The organism is Curtobacterium sp. MCLR17_040, assembly GCF_003234735.1.
Lineage (GTDB): Bacteria > Actinomycetota > Actinomycetes > Actinomycetales > Microbacteriaceae > Curtobacterium > Curtobacterium flaccumfaciens.
Genome location: NZ_QKTE01000011.1, coordinates 23,195 through 43,507 on the forward strand (window position 1 = coordinate 23,195; position 20,313 = coordinate 43,507).

19 protein-coding genes are annotated in these 20,313 nt (G+C 71.2%); 5 read left to right on the forward strand and 14 right to left on the reverse strand.

Features of this window, described 5'->3' with window-relative positions:
- Positions 1–20 precede the first annotated feature (20 nt).
- The 8 genes from manD to DEJ01_RS11035 form a co-directional block, all read right to left on the reverse strand.
- Positions 21–1,373, reverse strand: a complete 1,353-nt coding sequence (manD, locus tag DEJ01_RS11000; RefSeq protein WP_241660452.1) for a D-mannonate dehydratase ManD — start codon at positions 1,371–1,373, stop codon at positions 21–23.
- Positions 1,370–2,653, reverse strand: a complete 1,284-nt coding sequence (locus DEJ01_RS11005) for a mannitol dehydrogenase family protein (RefSeq protein ID WP_111092994.1) — start codon at positions 2,651–2,653, stop codon at positions 1,370–1,372. The genes manD and DEJ01_RS11005 overlap by 4 nt, the downstream gene beginning before the upstream one ends.
- Entirely contained in the window at positions 2,650–3,537 is an 888-nt protein-coding gene (locus tag DEJ01_RS11010; RefSeq protein WP_111092995.1) for a sugar phosphate isomerase/epimerase, read from the reverse strand. The genes DEJ01_RS11005 and DEJ01_RS11010 overlap by 4 nt, the downstream gene beginning before the upstream one ends.
- Positions 3,534–4,745, reverse strand: coding sequence for a Gfo/Idh/MocA family protein (locus DEJ01_RS11015; RefSeq protein ID WP_111092996.1), 1,212 nt, complete (start codon positions 4,743–4,745; stop codon positions 3,534–3,536). The genes DEJ01_RS11010 and DEJ01_RS11015 overlap by 4 nt, the downstream gene beginning before the upstream one ends.
- A complete protein-coding gene (locus DEJ01_RS11020) occupies positions 4,742–5,578 on the reverse strand; it encodes a sugar phosphate isomerase/epimerase (RefSeq protein ID WP_111092997.1) in 837 nt (278 codons plus the stop codon). The genes DEJ01_RS11015 and DEJ01_RS11020 overlap by 4 nt, the downstream gene beginning before the upstream one ends.
- Positions 5,579–5,671: 93 nt before the next feature.
- The gene (locus DEJ01_RS11025; protein ID WP_220038682.1) at positions 5,672–6,631 is read right to left on the reverse strand and encodes a carbohydrate ABC transporter permease; all 960 of its coding nucleotides are present in this window, start codon (positions 6,629–6,631) and stop codon (positions 5,672–5,674) included.
- Positions 6,628–7,650: a carbohydrate ABC transporter permease gene (locus tag DEJ01_RS11030; protein WP_027464479.1), complete on the reverse strand. Its 1,023-nt coding sequence runs from the start codon at positions 7,648–7,650 to the stop codon at positions 6,628–6,630. The genes DEJ01_RS11025 and DEJ01_RS11030 overlap by 4 nt, the downstream gene beginning before the upstream one ends.
- Positions 7,647–9,005 carry an ABC transporter substrate-binding protein gene (locus tag DEJ01_RS11035; RefSeq protein WP_181438429.1) on the reverse strand — a complete coding sequence of 453 codons (1,359 nt, stop codon included), beginning with the start codon at positions 9,003–9,005 and terminating at the stop codon, positions 7,647–7,649. The genes DEJ01_RS11030 and DEJ01_RS11035 overlap by 4 nt, the downstream gene beginning before the upstream one ends.
- Before the next feature lie 120 nt (positions 9,006–9,125).
- Between DEJ01_RS11035 and DEJ01_RS11040 the strand changes: the two genes are divergently transcribed.
- The 3 genes from DEJ01_RS11040 (at position 9,126) to DEJ01_RS11050 (ending at position 12,498) form a co-directional block, all read left to right on the forward strand.
- Complete coding sequence (locus tag DEJ01_RS11040) at positions 9,126–10,211, forward strand: LacI family DNA-binding transcriptional regulator (RefSeq protein ID WP_181438430.1); 1,086 nt, start codon at positions 9,126–9,128, stop codon at positions 10,209–10,211.
- A 63-nt stretch (positions 10,212–10,274) separates the two neighbouring features.
- Positions 10,275–11,771 (forward strand): glucuronate isomerase, encoded by a 1,497-nt coding sequence (gene uxaC, locus DEJ01_RS11045; RefSeq protein WP_111092998.1) that lies wholly within the window; start codon positions 10,275–10,277, stop codon positions 11,769–11,771.
- Positions 11,772–11,889: 118 nt separating this feature from the next.
- Positions 11,890–12,498, forward strand: a complete 609-nt coding sequence (locus DEJ01_RS11050; RefSeq protein WP_111092999.1) for a class I SAM-dependent methyltransferase — start codon at positions 11,890–11,892, stop codon at positions 12,496–12,498.
- A 30-nt stretch (positions 12,499–12,528) separates the two neighbouring features.
- On the opposite strand, the gene DEJ01_RS11055 is transcribed toward DEJ01_RS11050, so the two are convergent.
- From DEJ01_RS11055 to DEJ01_RS11065, 3 genes are all read right to left on the reverse strand, one after another.
- The gene (locus DEJ01_RS11055) at positions 12,529–12,906 is read right to left on the reverse strand and encodes a type II toxin-antitoxin system death-on-curing family toxin (protein WP_111029614.1); all 378 of its coding nucleotides are present in this window, start codon (positions 12,904–12,906) and stop codon (positions 12,529–12,531) included.
- The gene (locus DEJ01_RS11060) at positions 12,903–13,106 is read right to left on the reverse strand and encodes a ribbon-helix-helix protein, CopG family (RefSeq protein ID WP_017886769.1); all 204 of its coding nucleotides are present in this window, start codon (positions 13,104–13,106) and stop codon (positions 12,903–12,905) included. Before DEJ01_RS11060 ends, DEJ01_RS11055 begins: the two co-directional genes overlap by 4 nt.
- Before the next feature lie 176 nt (positions 13,107–13,282).
- Positions 13,283–13,822 carry a gluconokinase gene (locus DEJ01_RS11065; protein WP_111054909.1) on the reverse strand — a complete coding sequence of 180 codons (540 nt, stop codon included), beginning with the start codon at positions 13,820–13,822 and terminating at the stop codon, positions 13,283–13,285.
- 112 nt (positions 13,823–13,934) lie between these two features.
- Here DEJ01_RS11065 and gndA point away from each other — a divergent pair, with 112 nt between their 5' ends.
- Positions 13,935–15,392 (forward strand): NADP-dependent phosphogluconate dehydrogenase, encoded by a 1,458-nt coding sequence (gene gndA, locus DEJ01_RS11070; RefSeq protein ID WP_027464472.1) that lies wholly within the window; start codon positions 13,935–13,937, stop codon positions 15,390–15,392.
- A gap of 81 nt (positions 15,393–15,473) precedes the next feature.
- Here the strand turns inward: gndA and DEJ01_RS11075 are convergent, their stop codons facing one another.
- Positions 15,474–16,166, reverse strand: coding sequence for a hypothetical protein (locus tag DEJ01_RS11075; RefSeq protein ID WP_146247597.1), 693 nt, complete (start codon positions 16,164–16,166; stop codon positions 15,474–15,476).
- Positions 16,167–16,338: 172 nt separating this feature from the next.
- Between DEJ01_RS11075 and DEJ01_RS11080 the strand changes: the two genes are divergently transcribed.
- A complete protein-coding gene (locus tag DEJ01_RS11080) occupies positions 16,339–17,973 on the forward strand; it encodes a molybdopterin-dependent oxidoreductase (RefSeq protein WP_111093001.1) in 1,635 nt (544 codons plus the stop codon).
- Between the two features lie 538 nt (positions 17,974–18,511).
- Here DEJ01_RS11080 and DEJ01_RS11085 read toward each other — a convergent pair.
- Positions 18,512–19,291: a putative protein N(5)-glutamine methyltransferase gene (locus tag DEJ01_RS11085; protein ID WP_111093002.1), complete on the reverse strand. Its 780-nt coding sequence runs from the start codon at positions 19,289–19,291 to the stop codon at positions 18,512–18,514.
- Positions 19,288–20,265, reverse strand: coding sequence for a ribose-phosphate diphosphokinase (locus DEJ01_RS11090; RefSeq protein WP_027464468.1), 978 nt, complete (start codon positions 20,263–20,265; stop codon positions 19,288–19,290). The genes DEJ01_RS11085 and DEJ01_RS11090 overlap by 4 nt, the downstream gene beginning before the upstream one ends.
- Positions 20,266–20,313 lie beyond the last annotated feature (48 nt).

Below are 20,313 nucleotides of genomic sequence, written 5' to 3' on the forward strand. Positions count from 1 at the left end.
GCCAGCCAGGATGCCAGGGACTACCAGTCGTGGACGGTGCCGTCGGCCAGGCGGTTGAACGGCAGGTACGCCTGCTCGTAGGGGTACTTGCCGGCTTCGTCGACGTCGAGGCTGACCCCGAGGCCCGGCTCGTCCCCCGGGTGCAGGTAGCCGTCGGTGAACGTGAACGTCTGGTGGAACACCTGGTTGGTCTGCGGTCCGTGCTGCATGTACTCCTGGATGCCGAAGTTGTGGATCGCGAGACCGAGGTGCATCTGCGCGGCAAGGCCCACCGGGGAGATGTCGGTCGGCCCGTGGAAGCCGGACTTGACCTGGTACAGCGCCGCGTACTCCATCGTCTTCTTGAGCGGCGTGACGCCGCCCATGTGCGTGACGGCACCGCGGACGTAGTCGATGAGCTGGTCGCGGATGATGTCCTTGAAGTCCCAGATGGTGTTGAAGACCTCGCCGATCGCCAGCGGCGTCGTGGTGTGCTGCCGGACGAGCTTCAGGGCCTCCTGGTTCTCGGCGGGGGTGCAGTCCTCGAGCCAGAACAGGTCGTAGGGCTCGAGCGACTTGCCGAGCTTGGCGGCCTGCAGCGGGGTCATCCGGTGGTGGCCGTCGTGCAGCAGCGGCAGTTCGGGGCCGAACTCGTTGCGGACGGCCTCGAACACGGTGGGCACGTGGCGCAGGTAGGCGCGGGTGTCCCAGTCCTCCATCGCCGGGTACGCACCGCGCTGGGCGGGCTCGAAGTCGTAGCGGACGCCGGCGTTGCCCTCGGTGGTCCTGTTCGAGGCGATGCCGTAGATGGACTCGAGGCCGGGGACACCGGTCTGCACCCGGATGGAGCGGTAGCCCTCTTCCTGGTGCTCGCGGATGGAGTCGAACAGCTCGGGCAGCTCCTTGCCCGAGGCGTGGCCGTACGCCATGAGCCCGGTGCGCGATGCCCCGCCGAGCAGCTGGTACAGCGGCATCCCGGCGACCTTCGCCTTGATGTCCCAGAGGGCCATGTCGACGGCCGCGATCGCGGCCATGGTGACCGGACCACGGCGCCAGTACGACGACCGGTAGAGGAACTGCCAGGCGTCCTCGATGCGGCTGGCGTCACGGCCGACGAGCAGCGGGACGACGTGCTCGGACAGGTACGCGGAGACCGCGAGCTCGCGGCCGTTCAGGGTGGCGTCGCCGAGCCCGGTGACGCCGTCGGCCGTGGTGAGCTTGAGCGTCACGAAGTTCCGGTTCGGGCTGGTCACGATGACCTCGGCCCGCTCGATCAGTTGGCCGCGGTCCGCCGAGGCCCAGGTGTCCGGACGGCCGGCGGTGGTCTCGGCCGGCCCGCTGTCGGTGGCGCCGGGGACCGGGGCCGCGGGGTTCGTGGTGGTCGTGTCGGTCATGCGTGGACTCCTCCGTTGGAGCGTTCGCGGGCGCGTGCCGCGGCGGTGCGGATGCGGTCGGCCGCCGCCGTCACGGCGGCGACCACGGGGGTGGTGTCGAGTTCGGGCGCGACGACGGCCAGGACGTCGTGCACGTCCGAGTCTGGCCCGGGGGCACCGGGGTCGTCCACCAGGTCAGATTGCTCGGTGACGTGCAACCACCATGCGGCGAGGGCGGTGGCCGCTCCGGTGCCGATGCCGGCCGAGGGGTCGCGGGCGAGCCGGTGCCGCACGACGTCGACGACACGGACGGGCAGCTTCTGCGAGCCGCCGGACGCGATCTGCCGCAGGGTGTGCCGGATGCGCGGGTTGGCGAACCGTTCGACCAGGGCCGTACGGGCGTCTTTGACCTCGGCCTCGGGCAGCGGGAGTTCGAGCGCGGCTTCGTCCCAGAGCTGCTCGACGGCGGTGCGGCAGACCGGGTCGTCCATCGCCTCGGCCACGGTGTCGTGGCCGAGCTGCAGCCCCAGGTAGGCGAGGAGCGAGTGCGAGCCGTTCAGCAGCCAGAGCTTCCGCTGCTCGTACGGGGTGACGTCGTCGACGATCCGGACGCCGGCCGTCTGCCAGGCGGGCCGGTCGGTGCCCGCGAAGGCGTCCTCGAGCACCCACTCGGCGAACGGCTCGGTGACGACGGGGACCCGGTCTCCGGCGAGCGCACCCGGCAGTTCCGACAGGCGCGCGACGTCGTCGTCGGTGGTGGCCGGGGTGATCCGGTCGACCATCGAGCTCGGGAACGTGACGTACGCCTCGATCCAGTCGCGCAGGGCGTCGTCGGTGACGGCGTCGAGCACGGCGTCCCGCAGGACCGCCCCGTTGTGCGTCAGGTTGTCGAGACTGACCAGCGCGATGCGCCCGGAGCCGGCGGCACGGCGGGCGTCGAGCCCCGTGACCAGCCGCGCCGGCACGTCGGAACCGGACCGGTAGCCCTGCTCGGTGACCGTCAGCGTGACGATGGTCGTCTCCGGGGACGCGACCACGTGCCTCCAGGCCGTGTCGTCGCTGCCCGGGTGGGCGGCCACGATCGTGTCGACCACCTCGGCTCCGTCGCCGGACGCGGCTCGGGTGACGAGCGTGTACCGGCAGTCCTGCGCGGTCAACGCGTCCGCGGCGGCGGGCGAGCGGCCGGTGAAGGCGGTGATCCCCCACGGCTCCCCCGTGGTGTGGGCGGTGTACCAGGCGAGGTGGGCACGAGCAAAGGCCCCCACCCCCAGGTGGACGATGCCCGGACGCCGATCGGTCATGCCGACACCGGTACGAGGGAGCGGAGGTACGCCAGGTTGTCGGCGGTGCGGGCCTCGAGCGGGAGGTCGGTGGAGAAGTCCTCGATGGTGACCCATCCGTCGTACCCGACCTGGCGGAGCGCGTCGAGGTACTCGGACACCGACGCCTGGCCGGTGCGCAGGGGTGCCCACTCGTGCTGCCAGATCGAGCTGCCGTCGGCACGGGTGTCGCCGGTGTCGACCCAGCGGGCGTTCTTCACGTGGGCGTGCGCCAGGTACGGCCCGAGCAGTTCGAACGCGGCGAGGTGGTCCTCGTACCCCTCGATCACGAGGTTGCCGAGGTCGTGGATGACGCCGACGTGTGCGGGGTCGAGACCGTCGATCAGTCGCAGTGCCGCGGAGGCCGACGGCGTGATCGTCATGTGGTGCAGCTCGACGAGTGCCTTCACGCCGAGCTCCGACGCACGCGACGCGACCCACTCGAGGTCGGCGCGGGTGCGGTCGAAGAGCTGCGGGTAGGTCTCGCCGGTGCGTTCCTGCTCGGCACGGTAGTGCGGCATCGTGACGCGGACCTGCCGGGCGCCGAGTTCGCTGGTCACGCGCAGCATCGTCTCGACGCCGTCGTGGTCGGCGGCCGGCTGGTAGCCGCCGATGCCCGAGTACTCGAGCCCGGCGGCGTCGGTGACCCGGGCGATCTCGCCGACCCGGTCGCGGATGCCGGTGTACTGCCAGGTCGAGTTGTTGCCCGCCCAGAACGACCGCTCGGCGGGGACCTCGGTGCCGTCGGCCGGGCGGTCGTCGACGATGCGCCACTCGATGCCGTCCCAGCCCTGTGCGGCCAGGGTCTCGGCGGCTTCGGACGGGGTCCAGTCGGGGGTGGAGGCGGTGAACACGGAGAACTTCATCGGGTGGCTCCTTCGGTCGCGCTGGCGGTGGCGGGTGTGCCGACGACGGGCACCACATCGTCGTACTTCCCCTCGATCACGTCGTCGATGCGCACGGGGTGTCCGAGCGTCGCGCTGACGTAGAGCCCGCGGACGGTGGCGAGCGACACGAGGGCCGCATCGACGGTGACACCCGGTTCGCGGCCCTGCCGGATCGCGTCGACGATGTCCGTGTACTGCCGAGCGTGGCCCGCGGCGAAGTGGTCGGGTTCGACCGGGCCGCCGATGACGTGCTCGGGCGGGACCACCTGGTCCTTCTGGTCGACCGCTCCGGCGACCGCGGTGGCGTTCGACGTGGTGGACGCGGACTCGAGCGTGGCGGTGTCCGGGGCGATGTGGAAGTACGCGAGCCGGTCGTCGTCGACGATGGCGGAGCCGTGCGTGCCGTACACGGCGTAGCGGGCGGAGAGCCCCGGGTACGCGGCGGTCGTGCAGTGGACGACCCCGAGCGCCCCGCCGGCGAACCGGACGGTGGCGACGGCGGTGTCCTCGACCTCGATCCGGTCGTGCGCGAGCAGGCCGGTCTGCGCGGAGATCTCGACCGGACGACCGAGCGCCCAGACGAGCAGGTCGACGGTGTGCACGCCCTGGTTCATCACCGCGCCGCCGCCGTCGAGCGCCCAGGTGCCGCGCCAGTCACCGGAGTCGTAGTACCCCTGCGACCGGTACCACGCGACGCTCGCGAGCCCCGAGGTCACGGTGCCGAACCCGCCGTCGTGCGCGGCCCGGGCGACGGCTGCCGACGCCGGGTCGAAGCGGTGCTGGCTGATGACGCTCGTGACGAGCCCGCGGTCACGAGCGGCTGCGGCGAGCGCCGCGATCTGCCGGGCCCGGGGCATCGTGGTGTCGAGCGGCTTCTCGATGACGACGTGCTTGCCGGCGGCCAGGGCGGCCTCGGCGAGCTGCACGTGCATGCCGGACGGCGAGCAGATCGCGACGACGTCGATGTCGGTCTGGTCGATCGCCTCCTCGATGGTGGACGTCGTGATCGGGCGGGCGACGCCCATCGCCTCGATTGCGTCGGCTGCGCTCGTGGCGGCTTCCGGCACGGCGTCGACGAGGGCGACGACCTGCAGGTCGGGGTGGTGGACGGCGACGGTGGCGTGGTGGCGTCCGATGACACCGGCGCCGACGACGGCCAGGCGGAGCGGGTTGGTGGGTTCGGTCATCGCAGGGTGACTCCGATCTGGTCGGTGAGGGTGCGGAAGGCCCGGCCGGCACGACCGAAGGCCGCGGGACCGGAGAACCCGCCGAGGGAGGTGAAGTCGCTGAGGTGCGGCTCGAGCGAGGCGTACCCGGAGTAGCCGGCGTCGCGGAGCGCGGTGAGGGTCTGGAGCAGTTCGCCGTCACCCTCGCCCGCGGGGACCACCGACGAGTCGGCGGCGAGGGCGTCCTTGACCTGCAGGTAGTCGACGTACGGGGCGAGCTGCTCCCAGCCGTCGGTGAAGGGCCGGACGCCGCACTGCACGTAGTTCGCGTTGTCCCAGGCAAGCCGGAGCGCCGGGGACCCGACGCTCTCGACGATGTCGAGCACCCGCGCGGGGACGTCGCCGTAGATGTCCTTCTCGTTCTCGTGCAGCAGCGTCACGCCTTCGCGCTCGGCGAGGTCGGCCAGCGCCCGCATCCGGACGAGGACGTCGTCGCGGACGTCGTCGGGGCTGCGGCCCTCGAAGTAGAACGAGAAGATCCGGATGTTCGTGGTGCCGAGGGCGTGCGCGGCACGGATCGCACGGGCGAGCCGTGACACCTCGTGCTCGACGGGTTCGTAGACGGGCACCTTGCCGATCGGGGAGGCGATCGCGGACACGGTCTGCCCGCGCTCGTCGAGCAGCCGGTGGAGTCCGGCGAGCTGGTCCTCGTCGAGGTCGACGACGTTGACGCCCCAGGCGCTGCGGACCTCGATGGCGCTCGCGCCGAGCGCCTGGAGGACCGCGACCTGGACGACCGGATCGGCGTCGATCTCGTCGCCGAAACCGGAGAGTTCCCAACTGGGCTGGGTCATTGCATTCCCTTCATGCGACCAGACTGGAGGCGCGGGGCGGGCTGGCACCGCGCCTCCAGGCAGTCTGTGGACAAGTCGGCAGACTGCACAGCGCTACTTGACGGAGCCGGCGGTGAGCCCGCCGACCAGGTAGCGCTGGAAGATCAGGTACAGGGCGACGACGGGGACGGCGCAGACGATCGAGGCGGCCATCATCTGGCCGTAGATCGGGACGGCGCCGCCCTCCTGGGTGGTGCCGAGCACCTGCAGGACCACGGCGACCGTCCGGGTGTTCGGGGTCGTCATGATCGTGGAGAACAGGACGTCGTTCCAGCCGAGCAGGAAGGCGAAGATCGCGGACACGACGATGCCGGGCCACGACAGCGGGAGGACGATCTTCGTCAGGATCTTCGTCGAGCTGGCGCCGTCGATGCGCGCCGCTTCCTCGAGTTCCTTCGGCAGGCCGCGCAGGTACGTGACCATCACCCACGTCGAGAACGGCAGGGCGAAGGTCAGGTAGGTGACGAACAGGCCCCACCGGGTGCCGATGATCTGCACGCCGGTGGCGCTGGCGATGTTCGAGAACACCACGAAGACCGGCAGGAGCAGGAGCGTGCCGGGGATCGACTGCAGGGCGAGGAGCCCACGCAGGATCGTCAGCCGCCCGAGGAACCGGAACCGGACGAGCACGTAGGCCGTGGACACGGCGAGCGCGGCACTCGCGACGGCGACGGCACCGGCGGTGAGCATCGAGTTCACCAGTCCCTCACCGAGGGCGACCGTCGACCAGATCTCGACGTAGCTCGACAGGGTGAACTCGGACGGGAAGTACTCGCCGCGAGCGACCGCGACGTCGGAGTTGACCGAGCCGAACAGGATGTAGAGCACCGGGACGGCGATGAACGCGATGATCACCGCGATGACGGTGACGAGCAGCCAGCGCGGCAGCAACCGGGTGACGTCGGTGTCGTAGGGACGCTTGCTCCGTCGGCCGCCGCTGCCGGTCGTGATGCTCTCGGTGAGCGTCGCGGTGGGGCGGGTGCGGGTACTGAAGGACGTGCTCGGGGTGGTCATGCGCGTGCTCCGTCGATGTCGGCGGCGGTCGGGGCGGCGGCGAGCGTGGCGCGGTCGGCGCGACGCTGCTTCCGGTTGGGGCCGGCGTCGTCGCCGGTGTCGAGCTTGACCGCCCGCAGGTAGACGAACAGCGGGATCGCCACGATCACGAGCGAGCAGATCGCCATCGCCGCGGACAGACCGAAGCGGAACGACTGGAAGCTCGCGATGTACGTCAGGACGGGCATCACCTCGACGCTGGACGGCAGCGGGATCCCGAACAGCACGAACGGCAGCGTGAAGTTGTTGATGTTGTGCAGGATCGAGATGATCACCGCGAGGCTGAGGGGTCCGCGCAGGTACGGGAAGATGATGTACCGCAGCTTCGCCCACCAGGTCACCCCGTCGAGCGCTGCGGCCTCGTGCACCTCGTTGTCCACGGCCTGCAGTCCGGCCAGGGACAGCAGGTAGACGAAGGGCCAGCTCGTCCAGATCATCACGCCGGCGAGCGCCCAGTACGACGCCGAGCCGTTCAGCCACAGCACGTCGGTGTGCAGGATCGAGTTCACGACCCCCTGCGGCTGGAGCATCGTGCGGAAGAACGTGCCGACGACGAACGCGGGGAGCACGTACGGGATCAGGTAGATCGATCGGACGAGCCCGCGACCGGGGAACCGGTTCTGGGTCGAGATCGCGGCGGCGACCCCGATCGGCACGGTCACGGCCGTGACGAGCACCGACAGCGACACCGAGATCCAGATGGAGTGCAGCAGCGGCGAGTTCGTGAACGCCTCGGTGAAGTTCGCGAACCCGACGAACGGGGCGCTGAACCACTGGCGGAGCGTGTACTGGTCGAGGTCGAGCATCGCGATCCAGAAGCCCACCAGGAGCGGCACCACGATCACGGCGAGCATGAGGACCCCGCCGGGCAGGAGCATCCACAGCGGGCGCTCGCGTTTGTAGAGGGGCGTCTTGCCGGCCGGGCGGACCGGCCGGGGCGGCGCCGCGTCGGTGCGGGGCCTGGTCTGCGTGCTGGTCATCCCAGACCTCCGTTCTTCTGACGGTCGAGGGTGGCCTGGGCGTCCTTCTGGGCGTCCTGCAGTCGCTTGCGGAGCTGGTCGTCGGTGACCTCGCCGGACTTCAGCGACGGGATCGACTGCACGACCACGTCGACCAGGGCGAGCTGGATGTCGGACCAGGCGCCGGTGAACGCGGTCGGCTTGGACAGGCGGCCGGCGTCGATGATCGGCTTGAGCTGCGGGTTGTCGGCTGCAAGGTCGGCGGCGGCCGAGGCGTTGGTCGGCAGGTTGCCGAACAGGTCGTAGTACTCGAGCTGGGCCTTCGGGGCGCTGAGCTGCTTGACGAACGCGAACGACAGCTCCTGCTTGCTGCCGTAGTCGGCGACGACCCAGTTGTCGCCGGACAGGATGCTGGCGGCCTCGATCCCGTCGGACGGCCGCTCGGACGCCCCCGGCGGGACGGTCGGCAGCAGGGCGAACTCGTACTTGCCGTCGACCTTGGTGTCCTTGAAGGAGTTGATGGCGGTGGTGGTCGTCATCGGGAAGAACGCGGCCTTGCCCTCGGTGAACTGCGCGAGGGCCTGGGCGTTGTTCCAACCGATCGCGGCCGGGTCGACGACGCCGTCCTTCGTGACCCAGTCGAAGTAGGTGCGGTAGGCGTTCTCGACGGCCTCGCTGTCGATCTCGGCCTTCGAACCGTCGACGATCGTGTTGCCGGCGTTCTGGGCCATCCCCCACACGAACTTCCAGGGGTCGAAGCCGTCGGCGTAGGCGATCGCCATCCCGTGGCGTCCGTCACCCGTGGTGGCCTTCGCGTCGGCGGTGAGCTCGTCCCACGTGGTCGGCATGTCGGTGATCCCCGCCTTGGCGAGCAGGTCCTTGTTCACCGCCATCACGAACGGACGGCTGGCGAACGGGATCCCGATCTGCTTCGACGCACTCGGACCGGAGATGCCGAACGACGCGGGGTCGAACTGGTCCTTGCCGCCGATCGCGTCCCACTCCTTCGTGCCCATCTCGACGAAGGCACCGGTGGCGTACGCGGTCGGGGTGAAGGTGGTGCCGATCGCGTAGACGTCGGGGCCCTGCCCGGAGATGACGCTCGTCTGGATCGCGGTCAGTTCCTCCTGCGCGGACGAGTAGGTCTCCCACTGGATGTCCGCACCGGTCGTGCGCTTGAACTCGGCGGCGGTCTCCCGCTGCCACTGCTTGCGTTCCTTGGGGTAGGTGGTGTCCGCGCCCATCATCACGCGGAGGGTGTTCGGGTCGTCGCCGCTGCCGTTCACCACGGCGCATCCCTGCAGGGACAGTGCGGTGAGGGCGACCACGGCGACGGCACCGACGAGGGTGCGGACTTGCAGTCTTCGCGTCTTCACGGGGGTTTCCTCCTCGAGACCTCCTCCGAGCGGCGCTGCTCGGTGGCACCACTGTTCCGCCGTTGGCAACATGCGGCAACCGGTTGCCACTTGTTGCCAGACGCGAATACGTTCGGCCTCGTGAAGGACCTCTCGACGGACGGCGGCGGGCGCACGGGCGGTGCCGCGGGCACCGCCGCTGGTGCCGCGCGTCGCGTCACCATCCGCGACATCGCTGACGCCACCGGGGTCGCCGCGTCCACCGTCTCCCGCGCCCTGTCCCTGCCCGACCGGGTCAACCCCCTCACCCAGGAGCGCATCCAGCGGGCGGCCCGCGAGCTCGGCTACGTCGCCAACTCGCAGGCCCGGGCGCTGACCTCCGGCCGCACCCGCGCCGTCGCGGTGCTCGTGTCCGACATCACGAACCCGTTCTACTTCGACGTCATCCGGGGCACGCAGCACCAGCTCGCCGGGGCCGGCTGGACGCAGCTGCTCGTCGACACCGAGGAGTCCGCCGACGCCGAGATGGCCGCACTCACCGCCGTGGGGGCGAAGGCCGACGGGGTCGTGCTCACGGCGTCACGACTGTCCGACGCGCAGATCGCACGGTTCGCCGAACGGATCCCCCTGGTCGTCGTGAACCGTCGGCCCACCGGCGTGCCCTCGGTGCTCATCGACACCCCCGGCGGGGTGGAGCAGGCGGTGCAGCACCTGGTGTCACTGGGACACCGGGAGATCCTGTACGTCGCCGGGCCGGACAGCTCGTGGTCGAACGAGCGTCGGTGGCGCGCGCTCGTGCAGGTCGCCAAGCGCCTGGGGATCCGCGTCGCCCGAGTGGGGCCGCACGCACCCTTCGTCGACTCCGGCGCCGCGGCCGCCGACGCCGCCGTGCACGCCGGTGCGACCGCGTGCATCGCCTTCAACGACCTGATCGCCATCGGGATGCTCGCCCGGCTGCGGGAGCGCGGGGTCCGCGTCCCCGAGGACATGAGCATCGTGGGCTGCGACGACATCTTCGGCGCCGACTTCTGCAACCCGCCGCTCACCACGATGACCTCGCCGATCGAGCGGGCCGGCCGGGTCGCGATCCGGATGCTGCTCGGACGGCTCGGCGCCCTGCCCGCCGACGAGCTGCCCGGGGAGCACATGTCCGGCGCAGTCGCCCTGCCCACCCACCTGACCGTGCGCGAGTCGACCGGACCGGCGCCCCGTGCCGGAACCGCCTGATCCGGAAATCCCGCCGCCCCACACTCGCACCACCCGAACTCGCCGTCCCCGAAGGAGTCGATGATGACCCGCACCAGCACCCCCACCCGGCTCGCACCGCACCCCGACCGGCTGTTCCCCGCCGACCCCGGAGCGCGAGCCGTGGCACGCACCGTGTACGAGGCGGTCAAGGACGCCCCGATCATCTCGCCGCACGGGCACGTCGACGCGGCGCTGATCGCCTCGGACCAGCCGTTCAGCGACCCCGCCTCGCTGCTCATCACGCCCGACCACTACGTGCTCCGCCTGCTGCACGCGAACGGGGTGGACCTGGCCGCGCTGGGACGCGCGGACCTGTCGGGGCCCCGCCCGGGCTCGCAGGCTCGCCCGGCGGCGTCGGCGCATCGCTGGCGCGATGCCGCTGAGCCGACGCCGCCAGGCCGTGCCATCTGGCGGCAGCTGGCGGAGCACTGGGACGACTTCCTCGGAACCCCTGTGCGCTACTGGTTCGAGACGGAGCTGCACGACGTGTTCGGGCTCGACCAGGCGCCGTCCGCGGCGAACGCGGACGACCAGTACGACCACATCGCCGGCCTGCTGGCGTCGCCCGCCTTCCGGCCACGCGCGCTCTTCGACGCCTTCGGCATCGAGGTCCTCGCCACCACGGACGGCCCGGCGGACGACCTCGCTGCGCACGCGCAGCTCGCGGCGGACCCCGGCTTCACCGGCCGGGTGCTCCCCACGTTCCGCGCGGACGCCGTGTTCGACCCGACGCGGTCGGACTGGAGGCCCGTGGTCGCGTCGATCGGCGAGGCCGCCGGCATCGACACGGGCACCCACGCAGGGCTGTTGGCGGCTCTCCGCGCACGTCGCCACTACTTCATCGAGCACGGTGCGACCGCCACGGACACCGGGGTGCTCGACGCGGGCTCCGCTCCCCTGCCGTCGAGCGAGCGGGAACGCATCCACGCCGCGGCGCTGCGCGACGCGTCGTCGGTCACCGAGGCCGAGGCGACGGCGTACCGGCACGACATGCTCTACCGCTGGGCGGAGATGAGCGTGGAGGACGGCCTCGTCATGCAGCTGCACCCCGGGGTGATCCGGAACCACCACACCCCGACGCTCGAGCGCTTCGGGCCGGACACCGGGCACGACCTGCCGGCCGTCGGGTCCTTCACCGAGCCGCTCCGGCCGCTGCTCGAGTCCTTCGGCACCGTTCCCGGGTTCCATCTGGTGCTGTTCACCGTCGACGAGACCGTCTTCTCGCGCGAGATCGGGCCGCTGGCGGGCTTCTACCCCGCCGTGTACGCGGGCGCACCGTGGTGGTTCATCGACACCCCGGCGGCCATCGGGCGCTACCGGTCGGCCGTCACCGACTCGGCGTCGTTCACCAAGACCTCCGGGTTCATCGACGACACCCGCGCGTACTGCTCCATCCCCGCGAGGCACGACATGGCGCGGCGGGCAGACGCGGCGTACCTGGCGTCGCTCGTGGTCACGCACCAGGTCTCCGAGGAGGACGCCGTCCGCACCGCCCGCCGCATCGTGTCCGACATCCCTCGGGCGACGTTCAAGCTCTGACGCTGGCGGCGCCGCACTGCCGCGTGGTGCGAGGTTCCGTGCCTGGTGCGAGGGGTGCCGGGTCGCACGGAACACGGAACCTCGCACGGTTCGGCGCTGCGGCGGTACGGTCGGGCGCATGACGGAGCGGGTGACGGCGGCGTACGGCGCTCGGGCCGACGAGTACGCGGCACTGCTCGGGTCGATGGACACCGTCCACCCCGACGACCGAGCCCTCGTCGACGCCTGGGCAGCCGGTCGAAGCGGTCCCCTGGTCGACGCCGGGTGCGGCCCCGGTCACTGGACGGCGCACCTCGCACGGCAGGGGCACCGTGTCAGCGGCATCGACGCGGCGCCTGAGTTCGTCGAGCACGCACGACGGACGCACGGCGCCGTGGACGCGGACATCGACTTCCGGGTCGCGTCGCTCGACGCGCTCCCGCTCGTGGACGGCAGCGTCGACGGGGTCCTGGCCTGGTACTCGGTGATCCACCACGAACCGTCGCAGATCGGTGGGGCACTCGCCGAGTTCCGTCGGGTGCTCGCCCCCTGCGGTGGGCTGCTGCTCGGGTTCTTCGAGGGCGCCGCGGTCGAGGCCTTCGACCACGCCGTCGTCACCGCCTACCGCTGGCCGGTCGCGTCCCTGGCGGCGCTGCTGGACGAAGCGGGCTTCGACGTCGTGGACGTCCACACCCGCACGGACCCGGGGGCCCGGCCGCACGGGGCGATCAGTGCGGTGCGCCGCTGATCGCTGACCGCTGTCCGTTCCAGCGGCCGGTCAGGCGTCCGAGACCATCGCGGTCAGAGCAGCAGCGATCTCCGGCACGGCATCGAGTTCCCCCTCGGCGATCGCGACGATGAAGTCGTACGCCTGATCGTTCGAGGCGTGGAGCCGGACGCCGTTCACGCCGAGGAAGACCACGAGCAGCATCAGCCCGAGGCGCTTGTTGCCGTCGACCAGGGCGTGGTTCCGGACGGCGGAGTGGACGAGCGCCGCCGCCTTCTCGACCAGCGTCGGGTAGGCGTCGTTCCCGCCCACCGACGCGGCGGGTCGCGCGACCGCCGCCTCGAGCAGTCCGACGTCGCGGATCGCGTAGTCAGCTCCCAGGGTCCGACGAGCGACGTGCAACGCCTCGTCGGTCGTGAGGTGGATCACTTGCCGAGTCGTTCGAGCGCCTCGGCGTAGCGCGGGAGTTCTCGGTCGAGGATGCCGTCGATCAGATCGCTGCGGCTGTGCTGCTCGACGTACTCGCGGATGGCGGCGCGCGCGACGTCCTGCATCGAGCGCTCCTCGAGGTCAGCACGCTTGCGCAACGCCGCTGCCTCGGCGTCGTCGAGTCGGAGGGTCATGGCCATGGGGTCGATGGTATCAACAGTGGTATCTGGACGGGCGGCAGTGATCGTGGTCATGGAGCGACGGTACGAGCGTCCCCCTCGACGCGGACGGGACCGGGGATCGGTTGGGGATGGCGACGGCCGCGCTGCGCCCTGTGGAGGAACTGCCCGGATCCGTCGCGGGTCGTCGACGCTCGTCAGGCGGTGGTGACCGCGAGCGCGGCGAGGATCTCCCGCACGGTGTCGTCGACCGATCCGTCGATCGACACCGCGACGGCGGCCTCGTCGGGCTGCGGCCGCTCGAGGGTCGCGAACTGCGAGTCGAGCAGCGTCGTCGGCATGTACTCGTGCTGGCGGTGGGACTGCCGTTCGGCGATCAGGTCGCGCGACCCGTCGAGGAAGGCGATGACGAGACCCGGCGCGGACTCGCGCAGCCGGTCCCGGTAGGCACGCTTGAGCGCCGAGTTCGCCATCACGCACCGGGAGCCGTCCGATTCGACCGCGGCGATCCGCTCGGCGCAGGCGTCGAGCCACGGCCAGCGGTCCTCGTCGGTGAGCGGGATCCCCTGCCGCATCTTCTCCTTGTTGGCGACCGGGTGCAGGTCGTCGGCGTCGACGAAGACGCACGGTTCGCCCTGCGCGACCAGGGCGTCGGTGAGCGCCTGGCCGATGGTGGACTTGCCGGAGCCGGAGACCCCCATCACGAGGACGGGCGGGTGGACAGCGAGCTCGCTCATCCCTCCACAGTATTGATCCGGTGAACTCTGGTCCCCAGTTCCCGCAACACCTGTGCGATCCCAGACCGCCGGTCGTAGGTTGGGCGCCAACGTCAGGACAAAGGAGGCCCTCGTGGCAGACAACAACGGTCAGGCGAACATCGGAGTCGTCGGACTCGCAGTGATGGGCTCGAACCTCGCCCGCAACCTCGCATCGCGCGAAGGCAACACGGTGGCGGTCTACAACCGCACGTACGCCCGCACCGAGGAGCTGCTCCAGGAGCACGGCGACGCCGGGTTCATCGCGTCCGAGGACATCGACGGGTTCGTCGCCTCGCTGTCGAAGCCCCGGACCGCCATCATCATGGTGCAGGCCGGCAAGGGCACCGACGCCGTGATCGGACAGCTCGCCGAACGCTTCGAACCGGGCGACATCATCGTCGACGGCGGCAACGCGAACTTCCACGACACCATCCGACGTGAGCACGACCTGCGCGAGAAGGGCCTGAACTTCGTCGGCACCGGCATCTCCGGCGGCGAAGAGGGCGCCCTCAAGGGCCCGTCGATCATGCCCGGTGGCTCGAAGGAGGCCTGGGAGACGCTCGGGCCGATCCTGAAGTCGATCGCCGCGGTCGCCGAAGGTGAACCGTGCGTGACCCACATCGGCACCGACGGCGCCGGGCACTTCGTCAAGATGGTGCACAACGGCATCGAGTACGCCGACATGCAGCTCATCGCCGAGTCGTACGACCTGCTCCGTCGCGTCGGCGGGCTCTCGGTGGAGGACCTGGTGCAGGTCTTCGACGAGTGGAACAAGGGCGACCTCGAGTCCTACCTGATCGAGATCACCGGTGAGGTCCTCAAGCAGCGCGACGCCGACACCGGCAAGCCGCTCGTCGACGTCATCCGTGACGCGGCCGGCTCGAAGGGCACCGGCGTCTGGACCGTGCAGAACGCCGTGGGCCTGGGCATCCCCGTCTCGGGCATCGGCGAAGCCGTGTTCGCCCGCGCGGTGTCGTCGAAGCCGACGCAGCGTGCCGCCGTGCAGCAGTCGGTCAAGAACCGTCCGCAGATCGCCGAGGTGCCGGACACCTTCGCCGACGACGTGCGTGCGGCGCTGTACGCCTCGAAGGTCGTCGCCTATGCGCAGGGCTTCGACCTCATCATCGCCGGGGCGAAGGAGTACGGCTGGGACATCGACCTCGGCAACGTCGCGAAGATCTGGCGGGGCGGCTGCATCATCCGTGCCCAGTTCCTGAACCGCATCGTCGAGGCGTACGCCGAGAACCCGAAGCTCGAGTCGCTGCTGGTCGACCCGTACTTCGCGAACGCGGTGGCCGAGGGCGAAGCCGCCTGGCGCCGCATCGTCGGCATCGCGGCTGCGTCAGGCGTCCCCGCGCCGGGCTTCTCGTCCGCGCTGTCGTACTTCGACTCGCTCGCGTCCGACCGTCTGCCCGCGTCGCTGATCCAGGGCCAGCGCGACTTCTTCGGCGCACACACCTACCAGCGCATCGACAAGGACGGCACCTTCCACACGCTGTGGTCCGACGACGACCGCCGCGAGGTCGAGCAGGAGCCGTCCACGCACTGACGACAGCACCCGCTGCCGACCACGGAGGTCGGTGCGGGTTCTGCAAGGAGGGCCTCGCTGACCACGGGGCCCTCCGTTGCGTCAGGCGACGATGCGTTCCCGTGCCAGGTCGGCGACGAGCCGGTCAAGCCGTGGACCGCGCCCGAGCAGCCGACGCGAACCGGGGGCGGTCCGCACGAAGAACGTCGCCACCGCGGGGGTGTCGTCCGGTCGCACGTGGTGGATCGCCACCGCACACGCGCGGCGAGCGCCAGCGGAACGGCCAGGGCGCTCGGAGCCACCGTCTCGCCCCGAGCCGTCCGAGCCGTCGACGCCGTCCGCCACGTCTTCCAGTCCGACGTGCACGACACGACTCCACCGGATCACGAGCAGCCGGGTCGCCCGCCGTTCGTCGAGTTCCCACAGGGAGGCCTCGGTGGCGCCGAAGGCCCAGGTCACGCGCGAACCGAGGTGGGTGTCCGGACGGACTTCATCGACGATGCCACGGAGTTCCGGTGTCGGCGCCGCCGGGACGAGCCACACCGTCGGGTCGATCCGCCGGATGGCGAGCGCGAGGGCCTCGTCCGCCTGCCGCCGCCGTGCCGTCGCGGTCCGCACGACGGCGACCACGATGACCACGACGCCGAGCGCGATCGCGCCGAACTCGACGATGCCGTACCAGGAGAGGTCGACGCCCGGCGCCGTCGAGACAACGATGATCCGGGTGATCAGGAGGACCAGCCAGACGGCGACGATGACCCAGCGCAGGGTGGCGAGTCGACGTGCTGGAGACATCGGTGTCCGCCGTGCACCGCGGGCACGACCGGACCGCGGGACACCATCCGGACGCTGCAGCACGGTCCGATCCTCCCACGAGCCGCGCGCCACCTGCTGGCCGAACCCGATGAACGCGCGGGGAAGCGCGCACACACAGCCCACGAGCGGCCGGGCGACCTACGCTCGGGCGGTGACCACCGAGACGACGGACGAACCGATCGGTCGACCGACGGCGGGTCCGTCGGACGGCCCGGGCGGGCCCGATGCCCCTTCGACCCGACGTTGGACGCTGATCGCCGCGATCGTCGGCGTCGTGGCCGCCGCCGCGTTCCTCGGTGTCGCCGAGTTCGGCGCGCTGCTGCTCGGCGGAGCGGGCAGCCCCCTGGTCGCCGTCGGATCCGCCGTCATCGACCTCGCTCCCCCGGGTGCGAAGGACTTCATGGTCGCCGTGTTCGGCACCGGGGACAAGGTCGCCCTGTTCGTGCTCATGACGGTGATCGTCATCGCGATCAGCGCCGGTGCCGGTGTCCTCGAACGTGCACGACCGCCCTTCGGTGCCCTCGTGTTCGCCGCCGGTGGTGTGCTGGCGCTGCTTGCCGTCAGCACCCGCTCGGGCAGCGGGACCCTCGACGGCGCCCCGACGGTCCTCGGCATCGCGGCAGCGGTGGTCGTCCTGCGCCTGCTGCTCCAGCGGCTGCGCCGGTGGGAGGCCGCGGCGACCGTGCCGACGGCGGCACCGCGACCCGCGTCGACGGAGCGCCGGACGTTCCTGGTCTGGGGCGTCGCGACGGCGACCGTCGCGGTCGTGGTGGGCACCGCCTCCCGGCTGGGGTCGTCCGCGATGCAGGCGGCCGCTGCTGCCAGGCGGGCCATCCGGCTGCCCGCCGCGGCGACCCCTGCACCGGCGGTCCCCGCGGGTGCGTCGCTCGACGTCGACGGCATCACCCCGTACATCACGTCGAACGCCGACTTCTACCGGATCGACACGGCCCTGCGGGTACCGCAGGTCGACCCCGCCGACTGGTCGCTCCGCATCCACGGCGCGGTCGAGAACGAGATCACGCTGACGTGGGACGAACTGCTCGCGCTGCCCCTCGAGGAGCACGTGGCCACCCTGAGCTGCGTGTCGAACGAGGTCGGCGGTGACCTCATCGGCACGGCCCGCTGGCTGGGCTACCCCATCCGGGAGCTCCTCGCCCGGGCACGTCCGACGGGCGATGCCGACATGGTGCTCTCACGGAGCATCGACGGATTCTCCGCCGGCACCCCGCTCGACGTGCTGCAGGACGACGGCACCGCGGCGCTGCTCGCGGTCGGGATGAACGGCGAGCCCCTGCCGACCGAGCACGGGTTCCCGGTGCGGATGGTCGTGCCGGGCCTGTTCGGGTACGTCTCGGCGACGAAGTGGGTCACCGAACTCGAGGTCACCCGGTTCGCCGACGCGCAGGGCTACTGGACCCCGCGTGGCTGGTCGGAGCGTGGCCCGGTCAAGCTCGAGTCCCGCATCGACACCCCGCGGAACGGGTCGACCGTGAGCGCGGGCAAGCCAGTGGCGATCGCGGGGGTCGCGTGGCAGCCGCACAAGGGCGTGAAGGCCGTCGAGGTCCGCGTCGGAGGCGGCGACTGGCAGCGCGCCGAACTCGCCGACTCGGTCTCCGCGGACACCTGGCGGCAGTGGGTGGTGCGGTGGACGCCGACCGCCGGCTCGCACCGCATCGAGGTGCGCGCGACCAGTGCGGACGGCGAGGTGCAGACGAGCGTGGACCGGCCGCCGGCGCCGAACGGTGCGACGGGCTGGCACACGGTGACGGTCGACGCGCGCTGACTGCCCGGGAGCGGTCTGCGACACGCCCGCTGACTGCCGTCGATGTGGCAGAAAGCGTCGGTTCGCGGGCGCGCAGGCGACACTTCGTGCCGCCTCGGTGGACCTGAGCGGCATGTCGTGACCGCTCGGCGGCGACGCGCTCCGGTCACCAGACGGCCTGGAGGCCCGGTGACAGCCCGCCCCGCCCCTCGCCCTGGCCGCGCGACACGCCACGTGCGTCGCGCCGGGGGTGCAGAAAGTGTCGGTTCGCGGGCGCGCAGGCGACACTTCGTGCCGCCTCGGCGAACCTGAGCGGCATGTCGTGACCGCTCGGCGGCGGCGCGCTCCGGTCACCCGACGGCCTGGAGGCCCGGTGCCGGCCCGCCCCGCCCCTCGCCCCGGTCGCGCGACACGCCACGTGCGTCGCGCCGAGGGTGCAGAAACTGTCGGTTCGCGGGCGCGCAGGCGACACTTCGTGCCGCCTCGGCGAACCTGAGCGGCATGTCGTGACCGCTCGGCGCCACGGCCAGGCAGACCAGGGTCAGGCGGGCAGAACTGGTCAGGCGGGCAGGGTCGCGACGACGCAGGTGCCGTCGACCTCGGCGTCCCGCTCGACCACGGCGGAGAAGCCGGCGGCCGTGAACGCAGCGGCGGATGCCTCGGCCTGGGCCTCGGACACCTCGATGACGACGGCACCACCGGGACGGAGCCACTCCCCCGCACCCGCTGCGATCCGGCGGTGCAGGTCGAGGCCGTCCGCACCTCCGTCGAGGGCGACGCGGTGTTCGTGCTCGCGGGCCTCGCTCGGCATGAGTTCGATCGAGTCCGTCGGCACGTAGGGGGCGTTCACCGCGATGACCGTCACGGCCCCGCGGAACCGATCGGGCAGCGGCGCGAACAGGTCTCCGGCGACGACGATGCCGCGGTCGCCGATGTTCTCGGCTGCGACGTCGACGGCGTCCGGGTCGATGTCGGTGGCGACGAGGTCGAGCGCGCCGACGCGGCCGAACAGGGCGACCGAGATCGCGCCGGCACCGCAGCACAGGTCGACCACGCGGTCGTAGCGCTGCAGCCGACGCGCAGCCTGCTCGACGACGACGGTGGTGCGGGCTCGCGGCACGAAGACCCCGGGGGTCACCCGGATGCGATGCCCGTCGAAGGCAGCCCAGCCGAGCACGTACTCGAGCGGCTCACCGGCCAGCCGACGCTGCACGAGGCTCCGGAGTCGCACCGGCTCACCGTCACCGGCCTCGAGCAACAGGTCGGCTTCGTCCTCGGCGAAGACGCTCCCCGCGGCCCGGAGCCGGGCCGCGAGGGCGTCACGCGCGGGATGTGTCAAGCGGCGCCGTCGAACATCGACGTCACGGAACCGTCGTCGAAGACCTCGTGGATGGCACGGGCGATGAGCGGGGCGATCGGCAGGACCTCGAGGCGGTCCCAGCGCTTGTCCATCGGCAGGGGCAGGGTGTCCGTCACGACCACGCGGTCGATGAACTCGCTCTGCAGCAGCTCGGTGGCCGGGTCGGAGAACACGGCGTGGGTCGCGGCGACGACGACTCCCGTGGCGCCGGCGTTCTTGAGCGCCTCGGCGGCCTTGGCGATCGTGCGGCCGGTGTCGATGAGGTCGTCGACGAGCAGGCACACGCGGCCGCTGACGTCTCCGACGATCTCGTGCACCGAGACCTGGTTCGGCACGAGCGGGTCGCGGCGCTTGTGGATGATGGCGAGCGGGGCGCCGAGCTTCTCGGACCAGATGTCGGCGACACGGACGCGGCCCATGTCGGGCGACACGACGGTGAGCGTCTTCGGGTCGAGGATCTGGCGGAAGCGCTCGAGCAGCACCGGCATGGCGAACAGGTGGTCGACGGGGCCGTCGAAGAAGCCCTGGATCTGCGCGGCGTGCAGGTCGACGCTCATGATGCGGTGTGCGCCGGCGGCCTTGAACAGGTCGGCGACGAGGCGGGCCGAGATGGGCTCGCGGCCGCGGCCCTTCTTGTCCTGACGGGCGTACGGGTAGAACGGCGCCACGACCGTGATGCGCTTCGCCGAGGCACGCTTCAGCGCGTCGACCATGATGAGCTGCTCCATGAGCCACTCGTTGATCGGCGCGGTGTGCGACTGGATGACGAAGGCGTCGCAGCCACGGACCGACTCGTCGAAGCGGGCGTAGAGCTCACCGTTCGCGAAGGTCCGGGCATCGGTCGGCACGAGGTCGACCCCGAGCTCCTCCGCGATCTCGGCAGAGAGCGCCGGGTGTGCTCGCCCCGAGACGAGGACGAGTCGTTTCTGGCCGGTTGTCTTGATTCCGGACAAGTGCGGTGCTCACTCCCTGACCCACGAGGGGTCGATGTCGGCGACGGG